This window comes from Burkholderia sp. HMSC10F09 (genome assembly GCF_001806955.1).
GTDB classification, from domain to species: Bacteria; Pseudomonadota; Gammaproteobacteria; order Burkholderiales; family Burkholderiaceae; genus Burkholderia; species Burkholderia multivorans.
In genome coordinates, this window is record NZ_KV786933.1 from 1 (window position 1) to 22,339 (window position 22,339).

Annotated in this window: 17 protein-coding genes and 1 pseudogene; 9 read left to right on the forward strand and 9 right to left on the reverse strand. The window is 68.8% G+C overall.

The annotated features are described in order from the left end of the window. From HMPREF3115_RS27560 to HMPREF3115_RS27570, 3 genes are all read left to right on the forward strand, one after another. The coding region (locus HMPREF3115_RS27560; protein ID WP_070556947.1) for an aldehyde dehydrogenase family protein at window positions 1–1,259 on the forward strand (1,259 nt) is incomplete at its 5' end. A 106-nt stretch (window positions 1,260–1,365) separates the two neighbouring features. Next, window positions 1,366–2,124, forward strand: coding sequence for an SDR family oxidoreductase (locus HMPREF3115_RS27565; protein WP_035488651.1), 759 nt, complete (start codon window positions 1,366–1,368; stop codon window positions 2,122–2,124). Window positions 2,125–2,241: 117 nt separating this feature from the next. After that, on the forward strand, window positions 2,242–3,546 hold the full coding sequence (locus tag HMPREF3115_RS27570; protein ID WP_070556949.1) for an MFS transporter: 1,305 nt from the start codon (window positions 2,242–2,244) through the stop codon (window positions 3,544–3,546). 130 nt (window positions 3,547–3,676) lie between these two features. Here HMPREF3115_RS27570 and HMPREF3115_RS27575 read toward each other — a convergent pair whose 3' ends face one another. Genes HMPREF3115_RS27575 through hemC form a run of 3 tightly spaced genes read right to left on the reverse strand, consistent with a single transcriptional unit; the run spans window position 3,677 to window position 7,838 of the window. Next, a complete protein-coding gene (locus tag HMPREF3115_RS27575) occupies window positions 3,677–4,864 on the reverse strand; it encodes a heme biosynthesis protein HemY (RefSeq protein ID WP_070556952.1) in 1,188 nt (395 codons plus the stop codon). A 2-nt stretch (window positions 4,865–4,866) separates the two neighbouring features. After that, entirely contained in the window at window positions 4,867–6,837 is a 1,971-nt protein-coding gene (gene hemDX / locus HMPREF3115_RS27580) for a fused uroporphyrinogen-III synthase HemD/membrane protein HemX (RefSeq protein WP_053296966.1), read from the reverse strand. Next, complete coding sequence (gene hemC, locus HMPREF3115_RS27585) at window positions 6,837–7,838, reverse strand: hydroxymethylbilane synthase (RefSeq protein ID WP_006405815.1); 1,002 nt, start codon at window positions 7,836–7,838, stop codon at window positions 6,837–6,839. The genes hemDX and hemC overlap by 1 nt, the downstream gene beginning before the upstream one ends. Window positions 7,839–8,046: 208 nt before the next feature. On the opposite strand from hemC, the gene ppc reads away from it, so the two are divergent. Both ppc and HMPREF3115_RS33125 read left to right on the forward strand, forming a co-directional pair. Next, on the forward strand, window positions 8,047–11,061 hold the full coding sequence (gene ppc / locus HMPREF3115_RS27590) for a phosphoenolpyruvate carboxylase (protein WP_070556954.1): 3,015 nt from the start codon (window positions 8,047–8,049) through the stop codon (window positions 11,059–11,061). An 83-nt stretch (window positions 11,062–11,144) separates the two neighbouring features. Then, window positions 11,145–11,213, forward strand: a pseudogene (locus HMPREF3115_RS33125) (pentapeptide repeat-containing protein); the annotation flags it as partial. A 21-nt stretch (window positions 11,214–11,234) separates the two neighbouring features. On the opposite strand, the gene HMPREF3115_RS27595 reads toward HMPREF3115_RS33125, so the two are convergent. Beyond that, window positions 11,235–11,987, reverse strand: a complete 753-nt coding sequence (locus tag HMPREF3115_RS27595; protein ID WP_006408803.1) for a class I SAM-dependent methyltransferase — start codon at window positions 11,985–11,987, stop codon at window positions 11,235–11,237. 221 nt (window positions 11,988–12,208) lie between these two features. Between HMPREF3115_RS27595 and HMPREF3115_RS27600 the strand changes: the two genes are divergently transcribed. The 3 genes from HMPREF3115_RS27600 to HMPREF3115_RS27610 all read left to right on the forward strand — a co-directional run bounded on the left by HMPREF3115_RS27600 (window position 12,209) and on the right by HMPREF3115_RS27610 (window position 15,322). Further along, window positions 12,209–13,018 (forward strand): helix-turn-helix transcriptional regulator, encoded by an 810-nt coding sequence (locus HMPREF3115_RS27600; protein ID WP_006398620.1) that lies wholly within the window; start codon window positions 12,209–12,211, stop codon window positions 13,016–13,018. A gap of 126 nt (window positions 13,019–13,144) precedes the next feature. Further along, window positions 13,145–14,554, forward strand: coding sequence for an argininosuccinate lyase (gene argH, locus HMPREF3115_RS27605; protein WP_070556956.1), 1,410 nt, complete (start codon window positions 13,145–13,147; stop codon window positions 14,552–14,554). Window positions 14,555–14,641: 87 nt separating this feature from the next. After that, window positions 14,642–15,322 (forward strand): HAD family hydrolase, encoded by a 681-nt coding sequence (locus HMPREF3115_RS27610; RefSeq protein WP_006398618.1) that lies wholly within the window; start codon window positions 14,642–14,644, stop codon window positions 15,320–15,322. Between the two features lie 120 nt (window positions 15,323–15,442). On the opposite strand, the gene HMPREF3115_RS27615 is transcribed toward HMPREF3115_RS27610, so the two are convergent. The 5 genes from HMPREF3115_RS27615 to apbC all read right to left on the reverse strand — a co-directional run bounded on the left by HMPREF3115_RS27615 (window position 15,443) and on the right by apbC (window position 21,051). Beyond that, window positions 15,443–16,240, reverse strand: a complete 798-nt coding sequence (locus HMPREF3115_RS27615) for a lysozyme inhibitor LprI family protein (protein ID WP_035488648.1) — start codon at window positions 16,238–16,240, stop codon at window positions 15,443–15,445. After that, window positions 16,240–18,519, reverse strand: a complete 2,280-nt coding sequence (locus tag HMPREF3115_RS27620; protein ID WP_006398616.1) for an arginine/lysine/ornithine decarboxylase — start codon at window positions 18,517–18,519, stop codon at window positions 16,240–16,242. Before HMPREF3115_RS27620 ends, HMPREF3115_RS27615 begins: the two co-directional genes overlap by 1 nt. 81 nt (window positions 18,520–18,600) lie before the next feature. Next, a complete protein-coding gene (gene dcd / locus HMPREF3115_RS27625; protein WP_006398615.1) occupies window positions 18,601–19,170 on the reverse strand; it encodes a dCTP deaminase in 570 nt (189 codons plus the stop codon). A gap of 118 nt (window positions 19,171–19,288) precedes the next feature. Further along, window positions 19,289–19,825 (reverse strand): superoxide dismutase family protein, encoded by a 537-nt coding sequence (locus HMPREF3115_RS27630; RefSeq protein WP_006398614.1) that lies wholly within the window; start codon window positions 19,823–19,825, stop codon window positions 19,289–19,291. 134 nt (window positions 19,826–19,959) lie between these two features. After that, window positions 19,960–21,051, reverse strand: a complete 1,092-nt coding sequence (gene apbC, locus HMPREF3115_RS27635) for an iron-sulfur cluster carrier protein ApbC (protein ID WP_006410263.1) — start codon at window positions 21,049–21,051, stop codon at window positions 19,960–19,962. A 345-nt stretch (window positions 21,052–21,396) separates the two neighbouring features. Here apbC and HMPREF3115_RS27640 point away from each other — a divergent pair, with 345 nt between their 5' ends. Next, window positions 21,397–22,041 carry a YiaD family glycine zipper/OmpA-like lipoprotein gene (locus HMPREF3115_RS27640; protein ID WP_006398612.1) on the forward strand — a complete coding sequence of 215 codons (645 nt, stop codon included), beginning with the start codon at window positions 21,397–21,399 and terminating at the stop codon, window positions 22,039–22,041. Window positions 22,042–22,339 lie beyond the last annotated feature (298 nt).

The following is a 22,339-nucleotide window of genomic DNA, read 5'->3' on the forward strand; positions in this document are numbered from 1 at the left end:
CGAGCGCGGCCGAGCGTGGCCGCGTGCTGATGCGGCTCTCGATGCGCGTCGCCGATCATCTCGACGAACTGGCCGCGATCGAGGCGCGCGACACCGGCAAGCCGCTCAAGCAGGCACGCGCCGACGCAGCCGCGCTCGCGCGCTACTTCGAGTTCTACGCGGGCGCCGCCGACAAGCTGCACGGCGAAACGCTGCCCTATCAGGCCGGCTACACGGTGCTGACCGTACGCGAGCCGCACGGCGTGACGGGCCACATCGTGCCGTGGAACTATCCGATGCAGATCTTCGGGCGCAGCGTCGGCGCGGCGCTCGCGGCCGGCAACGCGTGCGTCGTGAAGCCGGCCGAGGACGCCTGCCTGTCGCTGCTGCGCATCGCGCAGCTCGCGGCCGAAGCCGGGCTGCCGGCCGGCGCGCTGAACATCGTCACCGGTTACGGCCACGAGGCGGGTGCCGCGCTCGCGCGTCATCCGGGCATCGACCACATTTCGTTTACCGGCTCGCCGGCAACCGGCAAGCTCGTCGCGCAGATGGCCGCCGAGAACCACGTGCCCGTCACGCTCGAGCTCGGCGGCAAGTCGCCGCAGATCGTGTTCGCCGATGCCGACCTCGACGCGGCGCTGCCCGTGCTCGTGTCGGCGATCGTGCAGAACGGCGGCCAGACCTGTTCGGCGGGCAGCCGCGTGCTGATCGAGCGCGCTGTCTACGAGCCGCTCGTCGAACGGCTCGCGACCGCATTCAACGGGCTGCGCGTCGGCCCGAGCCGCGCCGATCTCGACTGCGGCCCGCTGATCAACGCGAAGCAGCAGCAGCGCGTGTGGGACTTCCTGTCCGATGCGCAGCATGACGGCATTCCGATGGCCGCGCACGGGCAGGTCGTCGCGGACGCGCCGGAAACCGGCTTCTACCAGGCGCCCGCGCTGCTGCGCGACGTGCCGCCGTCGCATCGCCTCGCGCAGGAGGAAGTGTTCGGGCCCGTGCTCGCCGCGATGCGCTTCGCCGACGAAGACGAAGCGCTCGCGCTCGCCAACGGCACGCCGTACGGGCTCGTGGCCGGCATCTGGACGCGCGACGGCGCGCGTCAGATGCGGCTCGCGCGGCGCGTGCGCGCGGGCCAGGTGTTCATCAACAACTACGGCGCCGGCGGCGGCGTCGAGCTGCCGTTCGGCGGCACCGGGCATTCGGGTCACGGTCGCGAAAAGGGCTTCGAGGCGCTGTACGGCTTCACCGCGCTGAAGACGATCGCGATCCGGCACGGCTGAGCGGCCACGCGGGCGGCGGCGCGCGCATCCGTGCATGCCGGCCGCGGTGCAGCGCATCGGCCGCGCAGCAATACGACGACAACGAATCGAATACAGGAGACAGACCATGCGGTTGAGCGGCAAGACGGCGATCGTCACGGGCGGCGGCTCGGGCTTCGGCGAAGGCATCGCGAAGACGTATGCGCGCGAAGGCGCGAACGTCGTCGTCAACGATCTGAACGGCGCGGCGGCCGAGCGTGTCGCGAGCGAGATCGCGCTCGCAGGCGGCAAGGCGATCGCGGTCGCGGGCGACGTGTCGCAAAGCGACGACTGGCGCGCGCTGCTGCAGGCGGCGCTCGACGATTTCCACGCGGTGCAGATCGTCGTGAACAACGCGGGCACCACGCATCGCAACAAGCCCGTGCTCGACGTGACCGAAGCCGAGTTCGACCGCGTGTACGCGGTGAACATGAAGAGCCTGTTCTGGAGCGTGCAGACCTTCGTGCCGTATTTCCGCACGCAGGGCGGCGGCGTGTTCGTCAACGTCGCCTCGACGGCCGGCGTGCGGCCGCGCCCGGGCCTCGTCTGGTACAACAGCACGAAAGGCGCGATGATCACCGCGAGCAAGTCGCTCGCGGCCGAGCTCGGCGCCGATCGCATCCGCGTGAACTGCATCAACCCGGTACTCGGCGAGACCGCGCTCATGACCGAGTTCATGGGCTGCGAAGACACGCCCGAGAATCGCCGCCGCTTCCTCGCGACGATTCCGCTCGGCCGCTTCTCGACGCCGCAGGACATCGCGAACGCGGCGCTCTATCTCGCGTCCGACGAAGCCGAATTCATCACGGGCGTCTGCCTCGAAGTCGACGGCGGCCGCTGCATCTAGCGTCCGCCGCTTCCGGACCCGGCGCGCGAGCGCCGGCATCGCTGCACCGCAATGCCTAGCACGACAACCGGCGCCGCACCCGTGCGCTGCCGGCTCACGACAAGGACAGGAGACAACATGGCAACATCGACGCAGTCGCTGCCGGGCTCGTCCGGCGCATTCGAGGAAGCAACCTACCGGAAGGTATCGTGGCGGCTCACGCCGCTGCTGCTGCTCTGCTACGTGGTCGCGTATCTCGACCGCGTCAACGTCGGCTTCGCGAAGCTGCAGATGGCGGGCGACCTGAATCTCAGCGATACCGTGTACGGGCTCGGCGCGGGCATCTTCTTCTTCGGCTACTTCCTGTTCGAGGTGCCGAGCAACATCATCCTGCACAAGGTGGGCGCGCGCGTCTGGATCGCGCGGATCATGGCGACGTGGGGCGTGATCTCGATCCTCACGATGTTCGTGACGACGCCCGCGATGTTCTACGTGATGCGCTTTCTGCTCGGCGTCGCGGAAGCGGGCTTCTTTCCCGGCGTGATCCTGTACCTGACCTACTGGTATCCCGCGCACCGGCGCGGCCGCATGACGACGTTCTTCATGACGGCCGTCGCGCTGTCGGGCGTGATCGGCGGCCCGATCTCGGGCTTCATCCTGAAGGCGTTCGACGGCATCAGCGGCTGGCACGGCTGGCAGTGGCTGTTCCTGCTCGAAGGCATTCCGTCGGTGCTCGCCGGCGTGCTCGTGTTCTTCGCGCTCGACGACCGGATCGCGAAAGCGACGTGGCTCACCGACGAGGAAAAGGCGCTGCTCGCGCGCAACGTCGACGCGGAGGAAGCGACGAAGGAAGACCTGCCGCTCGGCGCGGTGATGGCGAGCCCGCGCGTATGGCTGATGGCGCTGATCTACTTCTCGTTCGTGATGGGGCTGTACGGCGTCGGCTTCTGGCTGCCGACCATCATCAAGGCGACCGGCGTGACCGACACGCTCGCGATCGGCCTGCTGTCGGCCGTGCCGTATGCGGCCGCGGTCGTCGCGATGATCTTGATCGCGCGCAGCGCGGACAAGCATCGCGAACGGCGCTGGCACCTCGCGATTCCGGCCGCGCTCGGCGCGGTCGGTCTCGTGCTGTCGGTCGTGTGGGCACACGAGACGGCGCTCGCGATGCTCGGCCTCACGCTCGCGACGATCGGCATCCTGACGACGCTGCCGCTGTTCTGGAGCCTGCCGACCGCGTTCCTCGGCGGCGCGGCCGCCGCTGCGGGCATCGCGATGATCAACTCGATCGGCAACCTCGCGGGCTTCCTGAGCCCCTATCTGATGGGCTGGCTCAAGCAGGCGACCGGCGCGAACGACGCGGGCATGTACATGCTGGCCGGCTTCCTCGTGCTCGGCGGCCTGCTCGCGCTGTCGGTGCCGAAGCGGCTCGTCGATAAATGACGCCGGTGTACCGCAGCCGCGACTAAGCGGCCTGGCCGCGCGCGACCGACAAGAAAAATGCCCCGAAGGCCGTCAGGCGTTCGGGGCATCGTTTTTTGCTGCGCGTGCCACAAGCGGCAAACGCCGCGCGTCACACCACGGTGATCGCGAGCGCGCTTTCGCGGTAGTGCTTCGCGGCCTTGTCGGTTTCGCCGAGATGCTCGAACAGCCGCGCGAGCGCGCGGTGCGCGCGCACCTTCAGCGCCTCGTTGTCGGCGAGCTTCAGCGCCGCCTCGAGGAACGACTGCGCCTTGCCCCACAGCTGCTGCTGCTGGCAGAGGCGGCCGAGCGCGAACAGCAGGTCTGCATCCTCCGGATGATCCTTCTTCCACCCTTCGGCCTTCTGGATCAGCGGCAGCGCATCGGCGCCGGCCGTGTCCGGATAGCGGCGCAGCAGACGCGCGTCCCAGTTGTGCGCGAGCGCATCCTCGACGATGCGGCGCGCTTCGGTACGGCGCTCGAGCGCGACCAGCAGCTCGGCCGCGAGATCGGCGAGGCGCGGCGACTGCCGCTCGGCCGGCGACAGCGACTGCCAGATCTCGAGCAGCGCATCCGCATCGTGACGGCGTTCGCGCAGCAGATTCTCGGCGGCCTGCTGCCGCAGCCGCACGGCCGCCGCCGGATGCAGCGCCTCGCGCTTCTCGAGCGCCTTCGCGAGCTTCAGCACTTCCGCCCAGTTCTTCAGCTGCTGCTGCGCGCGCAGCGCGACCTGCTGCGCATGAATGCGCTTGCCGCCCGCCTGCAGATCGGCGAGCGCGGCGAGCGCGCCGTCGGCATCGCGCGCGTCCGCACGCATGTCGGCCGTCGCGAGCAGCCGCGCGTCCTGCCATTCGAGCGCGTCGACCTTCGACAGCCACTCGTCGCGGCGCGTGTACTCGTGCATCCGATGCGCGGCGGTGGCCGCGACGAGGCTCGCCGCGCCCTGGTTCGCGTCGACGGCGAGCGCTTCGCGCGCGGCCTTCTCCGCACGCGAGAAACGGCCTGCGTACAGGTTCGCGATCGCATCGCGCAGCGATGCCTGGGCCTTCTCGTTGCGCGTACGCGCGCGATAGGCGGCGACCCGCTGCGGCATCCGCCAGATGTTGCGCACGATGCGCAGCAACGCATACACGACGATGAACAGCACGACGACGGATATCACGAACAGGTTCAGCGACACGTCGACGCGATACGGCGGATAGACGATCAGCACCTGCCCGGCGTCGAAACGCCCGACGGTGGCGAGCGCGACGGCGATCGCGAACAGGACCGCGAGCCAGACGATTCCTCGAAGCGTCATCGTTACCCCCGGCTCTTGAACTGCTGAACGGCGTTCAGGCTCGTGTTCAGGTTCGGCACCGCGACCGTCAGCGACGCGCCGTCGACCTGCTTGAGCAGATCCTCGACCGTCTGCGTGTCCTTCGACGCCTGATCGAAATACTTGCCGACCGACGCCTGCGCGGCGTGCAGGTCGGCCTTCATCGCGCTCTCGTTGCGCGCGAGCAGCGACAGCCGCGCGGCGAGCAGCCGCAGCTTCACGTTCTCGCGCACGAAGTAGCCCTGGTCGGGCGACGCGAGCATCGCGTCCGCGTTGTCGATCCGGCGCACCTGCACGAGGCCCTTCAGCTGCTGCGTCAGACCCGACGAGAAGTCGTGCCACCACGTCTTCCAGCGCGGTTCGCCTGCGGCGGCGGCCGATGCCGTGTCGGCAGGCGCGGCCTTCGGCGCCGCGTGCGGCACGATCGCCTCGCCGGACAGCGGCAGCGCGTCGATCCGCGCGATCGCGTCGTCGAGCTTGATCGCGAGCCCGGTCAGATCGGCCGACGGTGCGGCCTTCAGCTTCTCGATGTCCTGCGCGAGCGCCTTGCGCACCGTCACGGCCTGCGCGCTCTGCGACGTCGCGAGCCGCGCATCGGCATTCTGCAGCGCAATCAGCGCGAGCTGCGTATTGCCGGTCAGCTGCAGCTGCTGGCTCGCGCTCGACAGCATCTGATCGACTTCCTCGAGCATCCACGCATCGCGGTTGCGCGACAGATCCTGGTACTGCTGCTGCAGCGCCTGCTGCGCGCTTTGCGCATCGGCGAGCTTGCCGTCGAGCTGCGCGAGCTGCGTGTCGACCTGATGCGTGCTCGCGAGCGCCTGCTCGGTCTTCGTGCGCGTCTCGGCGACCTGCGCGTCGAGCGTCTTCTGGCGTGCGACGAGCGCATCGTCGAGCCGGTCGATCTTGCGGTTCAGCGCGTAGCCGCCGACACCCGCCGCGCAGCCGAGCACGACGACGACGAACCACAGCACCGCACTGCCGCCGCGGCGCGCGGGCGGTTCGGACGCGGTATACGAAGGTTGCGACGGCGGCGCGGAAGCGGCGGCCGGCTGGGAAGCGACGCTTTTGGAATCGTTGGTATCTGTCATGCGTTTAGTCACCGGTGCGGCTGTCGCCGGTTGGACGGCCTCGTCGGCCATCGTTCGAAACGCGCGGACGATGCGCTCATCGCCCGCGCCGGTCAGCGTAATCCTATCAAAACCCAATGCGCGCGCGGTCTGCTCGATCCGCGGATGCGGCGTCACGAGCGGCGCGTGCTTCAGCGCTTCGATCTCGGTGTCGTTCAGATGCGCGCGCGCGAGTTCGTGCAGGTTGCGCACGCCCTCCGAACTCGTGACGAGCCACGCGTGCGGCTCGCCGCCGAGCAGCGCATGCACGCGCTCCCACGTGCCGATGCGCGGCTCGGGCACGACGCGCCGGTAGGCGGCGACCAGCGTCACGTCGGCGCCCGCTTCGCGCAGTCGATCGGCGAGCCATTCGCGGCCGCCGTCGCCGCGCACGATCAGCACACGCTTGCCGGCGAGCGCCGAGGCGCCGCCGAACGCGGCCTCGATGCTCGCGAACAATCCTTCGGAATCGTAGTGCGGTGCGCTGCCGTCGCTGCCCGGCTGCGGCGCGATCACGCGATACGCGGGCGGCGCGATGCCGTGACGCTCGAGCGCGGCGACGCTGCCGGGGCCGACCACGCCGACCGGCAGAGCGTTCGGCCAGATCGCGCCGTACTGCGCGAGTGCACGATCGATCGCGTTCGGCGACACGAAGATCACGAGCGCATAGTCGGCCAGCGCGGCGAACGCGGCCGCGAGCGGCGCCGGATCGTCGACCGGCGCGATGTCGATCAGCGGAAATTCGAGCACGTCGCAACCGGCGTCGGCCAGTTGCGCGGCGAGCCCGGCCGACTGGCCGTCGGGGCGCGTGAGAACGGCGGTGAATGCGCGCGCGCCGCCCGCCATCAGGCCTCGCCCTTGCCGGCTTGCGAGCCGGCGAGCAGTGCGCGGACGATCTCGAGCGCGCCCTGCGCCTCGAGTTCGTCGGAAACCGCGCGGCCGAGCGCGAGCGCATCGGCGACCGTCACGACGGACGCGCACTCCTCGGCCGTCAGCACGCGCGTGCCGTCGATCGTCGACACGCGGCCCGTCAGATAGAGCTCCCCGGCCCGCCACACGGCATGCGCGGCGAGCGGCACCTCGCAGCTGCCGCCGAGCGCGCGCGACACCATCCGCTCGGCCTCGACGGCGAGCGCCGTCTGCGCGTCGTGCAGCGGTTCGAGCCACGCGGCGACGTCCGCGCGGTGTGCGGCGATCTCGATGCCGAGCGCGCCCTGACCGGCTGCGGGCGGGCTGTCCTCGACGTCGAGCAGCGCGCGGATCCGCGCCTCCAGACCGAGCCGCTTCAGGCCCGCGGCGGCGAGAATGATCGCGGCGTAATCGCCGCGATCGAGCTTCGACAGCCGCGTATCGAGATTGCCGCGCAGCGGCAGCACCTGCAGGTGCGGATAACGCGCGCGCAGCATCGCTTCGCGGCGCAGGCTCGACGTGCCGACGACCGCGCCGGCCGGCAGCGCGTCGAGCGACGCGTAGTCGTTCGACACGAACGCGTCGCGCGGATCCTCGCGCTGCATGATCGCGGCGAGCGCGAAGCCGTCCGGCAGCATCATCGGCACGTCCTTCAGCGAGTGCACGGCGAGATCGGCGCGGCCGTCGGCGAGCGCGCTCTCGAGTTCCTTGACGAACAGTCCCTTGCCGCCGACCTTCGACAGCGTGCGATCGAGAATCTGATCGCCGCGCGTCGTCATCCCGAGGATTTTCACGTCACAAGCTGGATATAATTTGCGCAGCGCATCACGCACATGTTCGGCTTGCCACATCGCCAGGCGGCTTTCGCGCGAAGCGATCGTCAGCGTCGCCGGCGGCTGTGCCGGTCGCGGCCCGGCCGCGAGAATCTCGGAATTCATTGCAGGAACATCGAAGGACGGGATTGAAGATCGAACAATGGTAGCACGCACGCTTCGGCCCGCCCGGGCCGGGCGCCCGCGGCCGCCGCGCCCTCGCGCGGCCTGCGGCGCGGATGCGCGGATGTGCCGTACGTAGCTGGTTGCTTGACCGCAGTTCCCGCAGTTTCCGCAGTTCCTTTTGACTCGAGCTTTCCCAAGGAAACCCATCGTGAAGTCTTCCGGATCGGTGCGCGCGACGCGCCGCAATGCTGCCCTGCCCTCCTCCGACGCCCCGACGAGCGCCGTCGCCACCGCCGCGAACGGCCGTGCGAAACCGGCAACGAAACCGAAAGACCCGATACGTCGGACAAAACGTGCGGCCACGACGCGCACCGCGAGCGCGCGCACGGCAGCAACGCCGAAGTCGGGCGGGCGCACGCGCGAAGACAAGGATCGTCCGCTGTTCGAAGACATCCGTTTCCTCGGCCGCCTGCTCGGCGACGTCGTGCGCGAGCAGGAAGGCGACACGGTGTTCGACGTCGTCGAGACGATTCGTCAGACCGCGGTCAAGTTCCGCCGCGAGGACGACCGCGAAGCCGCGCAGACGCTCGAGAAGAAGCTGCGCAAGCTGACGCCCGAGCAGACGGTCAGCGTCGTGCGCGCGTTCAGCTATTTCTCGCACCTCGCGAACATCGCCGAGGATCGCCACCACAACCGCCGCCGCCGCATCCACGCGCTCGCGGGCTCGGCGCCGCAGCCGGGCACGGTCGCGCACGCGCTCGACAAGCTGAAGACGACCGGCAATGCATCGAAGCGCGTGCTGCAGCGCTTCTTCGACGACGCGCTGATCGTGCCGGTACTGACCGCGCACCCGACCGAAGTGCAGCGCAAGAGCATTCTCGACGCGCAGCACGACATCGCGCGGCTGCTCGCCGAACGCGATCAGGAACTGACCGCGCGCGAGCGCCAGCACAACGAAGCGATGCTGCGCGCGCGCGTGACCGCGCTGTGGCAGACGCGGATGCTGCGCGACGCGCGCCTGACGGTCGGCGACGAAATCGAGAACGCGCTGTCCTACTACCGCGCGACGTTCCTCGAGGAATTGCCCGCGCTGTACGGCGACATCGAGGCCGCGCTCGCGGAGCACGGGCTGGCCGCGCGCGTGCCGGCGTTCTTTCAGATGGGCAGCTGGATCGGCGGCGATCGCGACGGCAATCCGAACGTGACGGCCGCAACGCTCGACGAAGCGATCAATCGCCAGGCGGCGGTGATCCTCGAGCACTATCTCGAGCAGGTGCACAAGCTCGGCGCCGAGTTGTCGGTGTCGAACCTGCTGGTCGGCGCGAACGACGCGGTGAAAGCGCTCGCGGCCGCGTCGCCCGACCAGTCGCCGCACCGCGTCGACGAGCCGTACCGGCGCGCGCTGATCGGCATCTACACGCGCCTTGCCGCAAGTGCGCGCGTGCGGCTCGGCGAAGGCACGGTGCCCGTGCGCAGCGCAGGGCGCGGCGCCCCGCCCGTGCGCGCAACGCCGTATGCGGATTCCGACGAATTCGTCGCGGACCTGAAGGTACTGACCGCATCGCTCGCCGAACATCACGGCGCGTCGCTCGCCGCGCCGCGCCTCACGCCGCTCATGCGCGCGGCCGAAGTGTTCGGCTTCCACCTCGCGAGCATCGACCTGCGCCAGAGCTCCGACATTCACGAAGCGGTGGTCGCGGAGTTGTTCGCGCGCGCGGGTGTCGTGGCCGACTACGCGTCGCTCGAAGAAGAGGACAAGCTGCGCGTGCTGCTCGCCGCGCTGGCCGATCCGCGTCCGCTGCGCTCGCCGTACATCGAATACTCGGCGCTCGCGCAAAGCGAGCTCGGCGTGTTCGAAAAGGCCCGCGAAGTGCGTGCGCAGTTCGGCGCGCGCGCGGTGCGCAACTACATCATTTCGCACACGGAAACGGTCAGCGATCTCGTCGAGGTGCTGCTGCTGCAGAAGGAGACCGGCCTGCTCGAAGGCGCACTCGGCGCGCCGGACGGCCATGCGAAGAATGCGCTGATGGTGATCCCGCTGTTCGAGACGATTCCCGACCTGCGCGACGCGTCGCGGATCATGCGCGAGTATTTCGCGCTGCCGGGCGTCGATGCGTTGATCCACCATCAGGGCGACGAGCAGGAAGTCATGCTCGGCTACTCGGACAGCAACAAGGACGGCGGCTTCCTGACGTCGAACTGGGAGCTGTATCGCGCCGAGCTCGCGCTCGTCGAACTGTTCCGCGAGCGCAAGATCACGCTGCGGCTGTTCCACGGCCGCGGCGGCACGGTCGGCCGCGGCGGCGGCCCGACCTATCAGGCGATCCTCTCGCAGCCGCCGGGCACCGTAAACGGCCAGATCCGCCTGACCGAACAGGGCGAAGTGATTGCGAGCAAGTTCGCGAACCCCGAGATCGGCCGGCGCAACCTCGAGACGGTCGTGGCAGCGACGCTCGAGGCGTCGCTGCTGCCGCAGTCGAACGCGCCTGCGCAGCTGCCGGCGTTCGAGGGCGCGATGCAGACGCTGTCCGACACCGCGATGGCCGCGTACCGCGCGCTCGTCTACGAAACGCCGGGCTTCACCGACTACTTCTTCGCGTCGACGCCGATCACCGAGATCGCCGAGCTCAACATCGGCAGCCGCCCGGCGTCGCGCAAGCTGCAGGATCCGAAGAACCGCAGGATCGAGGATCTGCGCGCGATTCCGTGGGGCTTCTCGTGGGGCCAGTGCCGGCTGCTGCTGACCGGCTGGTACGGCTTCGGCAGCGCGGTCGCCACGTATCTGGACGGCGCGGCCGACGAAGCGGAACGCAGCAAGCGGCTTGCGTTGCTGAAGAAGATGAACAAGACCTGGCCGTTCTTCGCGAACCTGCTGTCGAACATGGACATGGTGCTCGCGAAGACCGATCTCGCCGTCGCGTCGCGCTACGCGGAACTTGTGCCGGACCGCAAGCTGCGCAACGCGGTGTTCGGACGCATCGTCGCCGAGTGGGAGCGCACGTCGCACGCGCTCGCGGAGATCACCGGACACGAGGAACGGCTCGCGACGAATCCGCTGCTCGCGCGCTCGATCAAGAACCGCTTCCCGTATCTCGATCCGCTGAATCACCTGCAGGTCGAACTGATCAAGCGCCACCGCGCCGGCGACACGAACGCGCGGCTGCGCCGCGGGATTCATCTGACGATCAACGGGATCGCGGCCGGGCTGCGCAATACGGGCTGACCCACGCGTGCCGCGCGCGCCGCATGGCGGGCGCGGCGCTGCCGAAGCCGCGACACGCGAATGCGCGTGTCGCGGCTTTTTTCATGCGCGGCGCGTCGATGCGCCGGGCGTCGCTACGTCGGGCGTCGATGCGCGGCGCGTCGATGCGCCGGGCGTCGATGCGTCGCGCGCGTTCAATGCGCGTCGATCAGCAGCGCGTCATGTTCGAACGATCCGTCGCCCTGCACCGCGTAGTACGCGCGCACTTCGTCCGGCGCGTGGGCCCAGAGCGCGCGAATGCCGGTCACGCTGTCGGCCGGCGTGCGGATCCGCGCGACCCACGTATCGAAATCGATCGGCAGCCGCCAGCGGCTCTTCACCTGCGCATCGAAGCCCGCGTCGCGGAACATCGCGAGCCACTCGTCGGCGCGATAGTCGCGCACGTGCGACGCGTCGCGCAGCACTTCGGCCGCCTGCAGATACGTGTCGAGCAGCGGGTGATCGTTGCCGGCGATGTCGATCATCAGCACGCGTCCGCCCGGCTTCAGCACGCGGCGCACTTCGGCGAGCGCCGCGCGCACGTCGTGCCAGTGGTGCGCGCTCATCCGGCTGACGACCCAGTCGAAGGTCGCCGCGTCGAACGGCAGACGCTCGGCCGGCCCCTGCCGCGTGCGAACGTTCGCGAGCCCGCGCTCGCGTGCGGCCGCATCGACGGTCGCGAGCATCGGCTCGGCGAGATCGTAGGCGACGACCTCGCGCACGTGCGGCGCGACCGCGAAGCTCGCGTGGCCCGCGCCGCAGCCGAGATCGAGCACGGCCGCCTCGGGTGTCGCGCGCACGGTATCGGCGAGCGTCTGCAGATCGGCGCCCGTCGCGTGAACGGTGCTCGTCAGATAGGCGGCGGCCGTCGAGCCGAATGCGTCGGCGACCTGATCGTGGTGTTTCATCGTGCACTCCTGTCGTGGGCGGGACGGGCGCTGACTCGCAGCGCGCGAATCGCTACAATAGGGCGGCGTTTGTACCAGTACAAGTCAAGCACTTATTCTGGTATTCGTTACACCCGTCTGATCGTCGCGACGCTGCGGTCCGGTGCGTGTCGTGCGGCGTCCGTTGTACGTCGCACGTGGCCCGCGGCACGTTGCACGCCGCCCCTTTTCTCATTTCCCGCATGAACCGTCCGTCCTCCGCTCCCACCCCGCCGCTCGATGCGACGCCCGCCCGCGCGCTCGGCGAATTCATTCGCGCGCACCGCGAACGCCTGTCGCCGCAGGCAGTCGGCCTGCCGCCCGGCCCGCGCCGTCGCACGCCGGGGCTGCGCCGCGAGGAAGTCGCGCAGCTGTGCGGCGTCAGCCCGACCTGGTACACGTGGATCGAGCAGGGGCGCCCGGTGTCGGCGTCGGCCGACGCGCTCGCACGAATCGCGGTCGCGCTGCAGCTGTCGAAGGCCGAGCGCGCGTATCTGTTCGAGCTCGCCGCGCAGCGCGATCCGGCCGAGCCCGACGTCGCGGCCGGCGACCTGCCGCCGACGCTCGCCGCCACCGTCGCGGCGATCGCGACGCCCGCGTACGTGCTCGATCGCCAATGGAACGCGCTCGCGTGGAACGCGCCGGCCGCCGCGCTGTTTACGGGCTGGCTCGACGGCGAGCACGACCGCAACCTGCTGCGCTTCACGTTCATGTCGCCGGCCGCACGCACGCTGATCGTCGATTGGGAAACCCGCGCGCGGCGCCTCGCGGCCGAATTCCGCGCCGATTCGATCCGTCATCTGACCGACGCGCCGACGCGCGCGCTGATCGACGCGCTGACGGCCGGCAGCGACGCGTTCGCGCAGTACTGGGCGTCGCAGGACGTATTCGAGCGCGAAGGCGGGCTGCGCGAATTCGACCATCCGGCCGACGGCCGGCTCGTCTATCAGCAGATCACGCTGAAGCCCGCGCATCGCGAGGATCTGAAACTCGTCGTGCTGGTGCGCGACTGACGCGACCGACCGACGCGCGCCTGCGGCGGACAGCAGCCGCGACAGCGGCGGCGGCCCTGCGCGCGAATGTTAGAATCGCGGGATTCCTCGGCGGCGCACGCCGCCCAACTCCCTCGAAGAATCGCCATGACGTCCCAACTGCACAAAAAGGGCGAGGCCTGGTCGGCCCGCTTCTCGGAACCGATGTCGGAGCTGGTCAAGCGCTACACGTCGTCGGTGTTTTTCGACAAGCGCCTGGCGCTCGTCGACATCGCCGGCTCGCTCGCGCACGCGAACATGCTCGCGGCGCAGAAGATCATCAGCGCCGACGATCTGGCCGCGATCGAGCGCGGGATGGCGCAGATCAAGGGCGAAATCGAGCGTGGCGAATTCGAATGGCAGCTCGATCTCGAGGACGTCCACCTGAACATCGAGGCGCGCCTGACCGCGCTGATCGGCGACGCAGGCAAGCGCCTGCATACGGGCCGCTCGCGTAACGACCAGGTCGCGACCGACATCCGTCTGTGGCTGCGCGGCGAAATCGACCGCATCGGCGGGCTGCTGAACGATCTGCGCGGCGCGCTGATCGACCTCGCCGAGCAAAACGCGGACACGATCATGCCGGGCTTCACGCACCTGCAGGTCGCACAGCCCGTCACGTTCGGCCATCACCTGCTCGCGTACGTCGAGATGTTCTCGCGCGACGCCGAGCGCATGCGCGACTGCCGCACGCGCGTGAACCGTCTGCCGCTCGGCGCGGCCGCGCTCGCGGGCACCAGCTATCCGATCGACCGTCATGCGGTCGCGAAGTCGCTCGGCTTCGACGGCATCTGCGCGAACTCGCTCGACGCGGTGTCCGACCGCGATTTCGCGATCGAATTCACGGCCGCGGCCGCACTCGTGATGACGCACGTGTCGCGCTTCTCCGAAGAGCTCGTGCTGTGGATGAGCCCGCGCGTCGGCTTCATCGACATCGCCGACCGCTTCTGCACGGGCAGCTCGATCATGCCGCAGAAGAAGAACCCGGACGTGCCCGAACTCGCGCGCGGCAAGACGGGCCGCGTGAACGGCCATCTGATGGCGCTGCTCACGCTGATGAAGGGCCAGCCGCTCGCGTACAACAAGGACAACCAGGAAGACAAGGAGCCGCTGTTCGACACGGTCGACACCGTCGCCGACACGCTGCGCATCTTCGCGGAGATGGTCGCCGGCATCACGGTAAAGCCGGCCGCGATGCGTGCGGCCGCGCTGCAGGGCTTCTCGACCGCGACCGACCTCGCAGACTATCTGGTCAAGCGCGGGCTGCCGTTCCGCGACGCGCACGAAGCGGTCGCGCATGCCGTGAAGATCTGCGACGACCGCGGCATCGACCTCGCGGATCTCTCGCTCGACGAGATGAAGCGCGAGCTGCCGAACGTCGCGCAGCTGATTGGCGACGACGTGTTCGACTATCTGACGCTCGAGGGGTCGGTCGCGAGCCGCAACCACCCGGGCGGCACCGCGCCCGACCAGGTGCGTGCGGCAGCGCGGGCCGCGCGCGCCGCGCTCGGCAAGTAAGCGCAGCACCCTCACCGCGGACGCCTGCACGGCGTCCGTTTTTTTTCGCATGCGCCGCCGCGCACCGCCCTTTTCCGGATGACCCCGATGACCTTCTCCGCCGCGCTCTTCGACATGGACGGCCTGCTCGTCGATTCGGAGCGGACCATCATGAACACGTGGATCGACGTGTCGAACGCGCACGGCGTCGCGCTGACCGTGGCCGACTACCTGCAGATCGTCGGGCGCTCGTTCGCCGAGGGGCAGACGATCCTCGCGCGGCTGATCGGCGACGCGGACACGTTCGACGCCGTGCGCATGCGCGTACGCGAACAGCTGGCCGCGCCCGAACCGCATCCGAAGTTCCCGCTGAAACCCGGCGCGCTCGCACTGCTCGACACGCTCGCACAGGCCGGCATTCCGTGCGCGGTCGCGTCGTCGTCCGCGCAGGAGGTGATTCGCGCGCGGCTCGACGCGGTCGGCGTGCTGCCGTACTTCCAGGCGATCGCGAGCGGCACCGAGGTCGCGCGCGGCAAGCCGGACCCGGCCGTGTACCGGCTCGCGGCCGAGCGCCTCGGCGTGCCCGCTCACGCGTGCGTCGCGTTCGAGGACAGCGACTTCGGCGTGCAGTCGGCGGCCGGTGCGGGCGCGTCGGTCGTCACCGTCCCCGATCTGAAGGCGCCGACGCCCGAGGTCGTCGCGCTGAGCCTGCACGTGCTCGCGTCGCTCGACGATGCGATCGCGCTGGTGCCGGCGTGGTTCGGCCGGCACGATACGCAGCTCGCCTAGGCACCGGTTCGCCGCGCGGCACGCGAGAGCGCCATGCAAAACGGGCACCGCAGGGTGCCCGTTTCGTTTTGCGTTTCGTTTGCGTTCCGCTTCGCGTCGCGCCGGAAAAAGCCGCGGCGGTCAGCGGTTGCCGGCCGTCTCGGACAGCCGCTTCATCGTCGCGATGCGTGCGCCGATCAGATCGACGCGTCCGTCCTCGCCGACGAGCGGCGCGGTCGCATCGCGAAACGCGAACCACGCGCGCTGCGCGCGCACGAGCGTCGCGGCCGAATGCGCGGGCATCTTGCGGCGCAGCTTCTGGTAATAGCGGTTCAGATCGAACACCGCGTGCTCGCATGCGGCGTCCTGGTCGCACGGCCGCACGCGGCCGACCGGCGCATCGCGCGTGACGTTCGCCGGCTTGCCGTTCGCCGGTGCCGCAGCGGCCTGCGCGCCGCTTCCGACCGCCGCCGGTATCGCGGCAGGCGGCGCGTAGCGTTCGGCCGCCGCACGCAGCGCGAGCGCGCGACTGCGCACGGGCTGCAGCTGCATGTCGGCGCTCGCCATCGTGTACATCGTGCCGCTCGTCGTGTCGTAGACGGCCTTCAGCAGATGCGCTTCGTCCTTGCGCCACGTGAGCCAGCGCCGCTGGCTCTCCTGCCAGCCGCGCTTCGCGTCGGCCGGTGCATTCTTCAGCAGGCGCGCGTAGGCGTCGTCCATCGCGGCCTGCCACTGCTGCTGCGCTTCGTTCATGCACTGGATCTGGCCGGCCGTCGACGACCGGTCGCGCCGCGCGAGGCACTGCCGCATCGCGACGTCGATCGGATCGGCCGCCGCGACTTCAGCATGCGCGAGGCCAGGCGCCGCCGAGCAGACCGCCCAGACGGCGAGCGCGGCGGCCGCCGCGCGCACCGCCCGGATTCGTCCCTGCGCCGCCATCAGTCGCGCACGCAGTCGACGAAGTACTCGACGCGGCCGTTCACCTCTTCCGCGACGAGACCGTGGATGTCGGTATGGAAGCCCGGGAAGCGCTCGTTGAAGTCGCGCGCGAACCGCAGGTAGTTCACGATCGTCTTGTTGAAGCGCTCGCCCGGAATCAGCAGCGGAATGCCCGGCGGGTACGGCGTCAGCAGGATGCTCGTCACGCGGCCTTCGAGCTCGTCGAGCGGCACGCGGTCGATCTTGCGGTGCGCGAGCTTCGCGAACGCGTCCGACGGCTTCATCGCGGGCTCCATGTCCGACAGATACATCTCGGTCGTCAGGCGCGCGATGTCGTTCGCGCGGTAGACGTCGTGGATCTGCGTGCAGAGATCGCGCAGCCCGACGCGCTCGTAGCGCGGATGCTGCGCGACGAATTCGGGCAGCACGCGCCAGAGCGGCTGGTTGTTGTCGTAGTCGTCCTTGAACTGCTGCAGCTCGGTCACCATCGAGTTCCAGCGGCCCTTCGTGATGCCGATCGTGAACATGATGAAGAACGAGTACAGGCCCGTCTTCTCGACGATGATGCCGTGCTCGGCCAGGTACTTGGTGACGATGGCGGCCGGAATGCCGGTCTCGCCGAACTCGCCGTCGACGTCGAGCCCCGGCGTGATGATCGTCGCCTTGATCGGGTCGAGCATGTTGAAGCCTTCGGCGAGCGGGCCGAAGCCGTGCCAGCGGTCGTTCGGCTTCAGCATCCAGGCTTCGCGCGAGCCGATCCCTTCTTCGGACAGATCCTCCGGGCCCCACACGCTGAAGAACCAGTCGTCGCCATATTCGGCGTCGACCTTGCGCATCGCGCGGCGGAAGTCGATCGCCTCGGCGATCGATTCCTCGACGAGCGCCGTGCCGCCGGGCGGCTCCATCATCGCGGCCGCGACGTCGCACGACGCGATGATCGCGTACTGCGGGCTCGTCGATGTATGCATCAGATACGCCTCGTTGAAGCGATGCTTGTCGAACGTGCGGTTCTCCGAATCCTGCACGACGATCTGCGATGCCTGCGAAATGCCGGCGAGCAGCTTGTGCGTCGAGTGCGTCGCGAACACGAGCGCGCCCGTGCGCGGACGGCCGTCGCCGATCGCGTGCATGTCGCGATAGAACGGATGGAACGCCGCGTGCGGCAGCCATGCTTCGTCGAAGTGCAGCGTGTCGAGCAGATCGCCGAGCAGGTCCTTGATCATCTCGACGTTGTACACGACGCCGTCGTAGGTGCTCTGCGTGATCGTCAGGATGCGCGGCTTCAGGTCGGGGTTCTGACGCAGCGCTTCGCGCGCGAACGGGTTCGCCTCGATCTTCTTGCGGATGTTCTCGGGCTTGAACTCGTCGCGCGGAATCGGGCCGATGATGCCGAAGTGGTTGCGCGTCGGCGTGAGGAACACGGGGATCGCGCCCGTCATCGTGATCGCGTGCAGGATCGACTTGTGGCAGTTGCGGTCGACGAGCACGATGTCGCCCGGCGCGACGGTCGCGTGCCAGACGATCTTGTTCGACGTCGACGTGCCGTTGGTCACGAAGAACAGATGATCGGCGCTGAAGATGCGCGCCGCGTTGCGCTCCGACGCCGCGACGGGGCCCGTATGGTCGAGCAGCTGGCCGAGTTCGTCGACCGCGTTGCAGACGTCCGCGCGCAGCATGTTCTCGCCGAAGAACTGGTGGAACATCTGGCCGAGCGGGTTCTTCAGGAACGCGACGCCGCCCGAATGGCCGGGGCAGTGCCACGAATACGAGCCTTCGTCCGCGTACTTGACGAGCTCCTTGAAGAACGGCGGCGCGAGCGAGTCGAGATAGACCTTCGCCTCGCGGATGATGTGGCGCGCGACGAACTCCGGCGTGTCCTCGAACATGTGGATGAAGCCGTGCAGCTCGCGCAGGATGTCGTTCGGCAGATGGCGCGACGTGCGCGTCTCGCCGTACAGGAAGATCGGGATGTCCGCATTGCGGCGGCGCACTTCGGTGACGAACGCGCGCAGCTCGATGATCGCGGTCGCGAGCTCGGGCAGTTCGCCGTCCGGGCCGATTTCGCCGAGCATGAGTTCGTCGTCGTCGATCGACAGGATGAAGCACGAGGCGCGGCTCGACTGCTGCGCGAACGACGTCAGATCGCCGTAGCTCGTGAGGCCGAGGACTTCCACGCCCTCCTTCTCGATCGCTTCGGCCAGCGCCCGGATGCCGGAGCCCGAGATGTTCTCGGAGCGGAAATCTTCGTCGATGATCACGACGGGGAAACGAAACTTCATGGGCGATTCTCCAAAAAGAACGACCGCGGCGCGTCACGCGCAGCGGTCACCCGGAAACTGGTGAGACGTTATGCAAGCAGATCAGGTTTTCGGCAGCGTGACACCGCGCTGCCCCTGATACTTGCCGCCGCGATCGGCATACGACACGTCGCACACCTCGTCGCTCTCGAAGAAGAGCACCTGCGCGACGCCTTCGTTCGCGTAGATCTTCGCGGGCAACGGCGTGGTATTCGAGAATTCCAGCGTGACGTAGCCTTCCCATTCGGGTTCGAACGGCGTCACGTTGACGATGATCCCGCAGCGCGCGTACGTCGACTTGCCGAGGCAGACCGTCAGCACGGTGCGCGGGATGCGGAAATATTCGACGGTGCGGGCCAGCGCGAACGAGTTCGGCGGGATGATGCACACGTCGCCCTTGAAATCGACAAACGAGCCCTCGTCGAAGTTCTTCGGATCGACGATCGTCGAGTTGATGTTCGTGAAGATCTTGAATTCGTCCGCGCAGCGGATGTCGTAGCCGTAGCTCGACGTGCCGTAGCTGACGATCCGGCGACCGTCCTCGGACGCGCGGACCTGATCGGGCACGAACGGCTCGATCATCTTGTGCTCTTCGGCCATGCGCCGAATCCATTTGTCGGACTTGATGCTCATATCGGGGCGCCAGGAAACGCTGCGTGACGGTAAACGAAAACGAAGGCCGCCGGTTCGACGCGGCGGCCGCAGAAGGCGCACATTTTACGCGATCATCGGCGCGCGCACGCGGCGGCCGTCACCGGATCACGCCGCAGGCAAGCGCGGGCCCCGCGCCGTGCTGCGGAAACGCGGGGTCGCTCGCGTCGCGATGGACGAGCGCCGAGCGGTTCAGCGCCGAGCGCACGCCGTCGAGGGCCAGATCGGGCGCGACGATGAAACCGGCCGCGACGCCGTTCGCGTCGGCGTGGATGTTGCCGAGATCGCCGGCGACGCGCGCGCCCGCGCGCAGCCGATCGGCGGCGGGCGCGAACACCTGGCCCGCGCTCGAGCCGTCGCCCGCATTGCAGTCGCCGCGCTCGTGCACCTGCAGCGCATGATCGCTGTTCGGCGGCAGGCCGACGAGGTTGTAGGTCACCTGGACGCCGTCCGGGCGCTCGACGAACGTCACCGTGCCGCGCGTTTGCGAACCGACCGTCGGCTGCAGTTGCGCGTCCGCGCGTTTTTCGTGCGACGAGGAAAAGGAGGTGCAGCCGGCCAGCAGGCCCAGCACGGCGGCCGCCAGCAGCGCGCGCCGCGCGCGGCCCGCGTACGCGCCGAGATGTCGTTCGTTCATTCGATCCTCATGCCGGCCGGCGGCCGTTCGATGCGGCAGCCGTGCCGGGCGGGTAAAGGGACCCGGGGGAAAGTCGCCATGATACCGCGCCTTCCGGCGCCGTAAACAGCGGAAGGGCCCGCCCCGCAAGGGTTTTACGTATTTTGAACAACGATCGACGGGAACTTCGACGTCATGTCGCGCGCGCGCTCGGCAATCGCGAGCGCGACGCCGCGTGCGATGTCGCGATAGCGCCGCGCGAGCGCGCCGTCGGGCTCGGCCGCCACGGTCGGCGTGCCGCTGTCCGCGCGCTCGCGGATCGCGATGTCGAGCGGCAGGCTGCCGAGCACGGTGACGCCGTAGTCCTTCGCCATGCGCTCGGCGCCGCCGGCGCCGAAGATGTGCTCCTCGTGACCGCAGTTCGAGCAGATGTGGATGCTCATGTTCTCGACGATCCCGAGGATCGGAATCCCGACCTTCTCGAACATCTTCAGCCCCTTCTTCGCGTCGAGCAGCGCGATGTCCTGCGGCGTCGTGACGATCACGGCGCCCGTCACCGGCACGCGCTGCGCGAGCGTGAGCTGGATGTCGCCCGTGCCGGGCGGCATGTCGACGATCAGGTAGTCGAGCTCGCGCCAGTTCGTCTGCCGCAGCAGCTGCTCGAGCGCGGACGTCGCCATCGGGCCGCGCCACACCATCGGGTTGTCTTCCTCGATCAGAAAGCCGATCGAGTTCGCCTGCAGCCCGTGGCCGACGAGCGGGTTCATCGACTGGTTGTCCGGCGATTCGGGGCGCTGGCCGTGGATGCCGAGCATCGTCGGCAGCGACGGGCCGTAGATATCGGCATCGAGGATGCCGACCGACGCGCCTTCGGCCGCGAGCGCGAGCGCGAGATTCACGGCCGTCGTGCTCTTGCCGACGCCGCCCTTGCCCGACGCGACCGCGACGATGTTCTTCACGTTCGGCAGCAGCTTCACGCCGCGCTGCACCGTGTGCGCGACGATCTCCTGCGACACCGCCACGCGCGCGTCGCGTACGCCCGGCACGGCCGTCAGCGCGGCCGCGATGCGCGCGCGCACGTCGTCGTACTGGCTGCGCGCCGGGTAGCCGAGCACCACGTCGACCGTCACGGCGTCGCCGTCGATCGCGACGTTGCGCACGCCCTTGTTCGCCGCGTACGGGCGGCCGGTATTGGGGTCGACGACAGCCGCCAGCGCGGCGTCGACTTGGGCCCGATCAATGCTCATCGAAACTCCGTCAAAAACGTTTTTTTCGCGCGCAAACGTCAAGAAATATCAAATAACGCGGCGAATATCGAGAAAAGTGAAAGAATCTGTTGCATGCCATTGCGCGAACGCGCGAGCCGGCGCACTCTTCGCGTGCGGCACGCTATGGGGCCAAATCGGCCACCAACCGCCTATATTGTAGAGGCTGACGCGTCGCGCTGTCCGAACAGCCACGCTGGCGGACAGGGCATGCGGCCGCCTCGGCGGCTGCCGCCGGCGCAGGCCTGCCCTCCTTTTTCGGGCGGCCGTGCAGGGAGCCGTAACTGTTGTTGTTGTCGACTCGTTCAACCAAGAGAGGAATCCAAGATGAACATGAAAATCGCGACTCGCCTGTCCGTCTTCGCACTCGCCGGCGCCCTGCTGGCGGGCTGCGCATCGCAGCAAGGCACCAACACGGCCGTCGGCACGGGCACGGGTGCAGCGCTGGGCGCGGGCATCGGGGCGCTTGCCGGGGGCGGCAAGGGTGCGGCGATCGGCGCGGGCGTCGGTGCGCTGGTCGGCGGCGTGACGGGTTACAACTGGCAAGCGATCAAGAACAAGCTCGCGCCGTCGGCTGCGCAGACGGGCACGCAGGTCACCGAGCAGCCGGACGGCTCGCTGAAGCTGAACGTGCCGAGCTCGGTCACGTTCGCGACGAACCAGTACGCGATCACGCCGGCCTTCACGCCGCTGCTGAACGACCTGGCAACGACGCTGAACCAGAACCCGCAAGTGACGGCGTCGGTGATCGGCTACACCGACAGCACGGGCTCCGCGCAGCTGAACCAGACGCTGTCGCAGAACCGCGCGCAAAGCGTCGTCAACGCGCTGGTGCAGCGCGGCGTCGCGGGCAACCGCCTGTCGGCACAGGGCATGGGCCCGTCGAACCCGGTGGCCGACAACTCGACCGAAGCCGGCCGCGCACAGAACCGCCGCGTCGAGATCTACCTGCGCGCGCCGCAGCACCAGTAAATCGCGCACGACGCGCGGGGCTGCGCCGCAGGATGCGCGCGCAGCCCCGCCGGACAAGGGATTGGAGGCGGCCGGTAACAAATCGAAAAAAATTTCGAACTTCTGTCGCGGTCCGTGGTCTTTCTTTACGGTACGCGGCTGGTGTTACCGGCGCGTCACCATTCTCCTCTTGTCGTTGTTGCTCCGGGGCCGAATTCGCCCCGGTTTTTTTTGCCCGCCGCTCGTCTGCTGCAACGCAACATCGTGCCGCACTGCCGGCCCGGCTGCCGAGCCGCCGCGCGCCCGCGCCGGCGCCGCG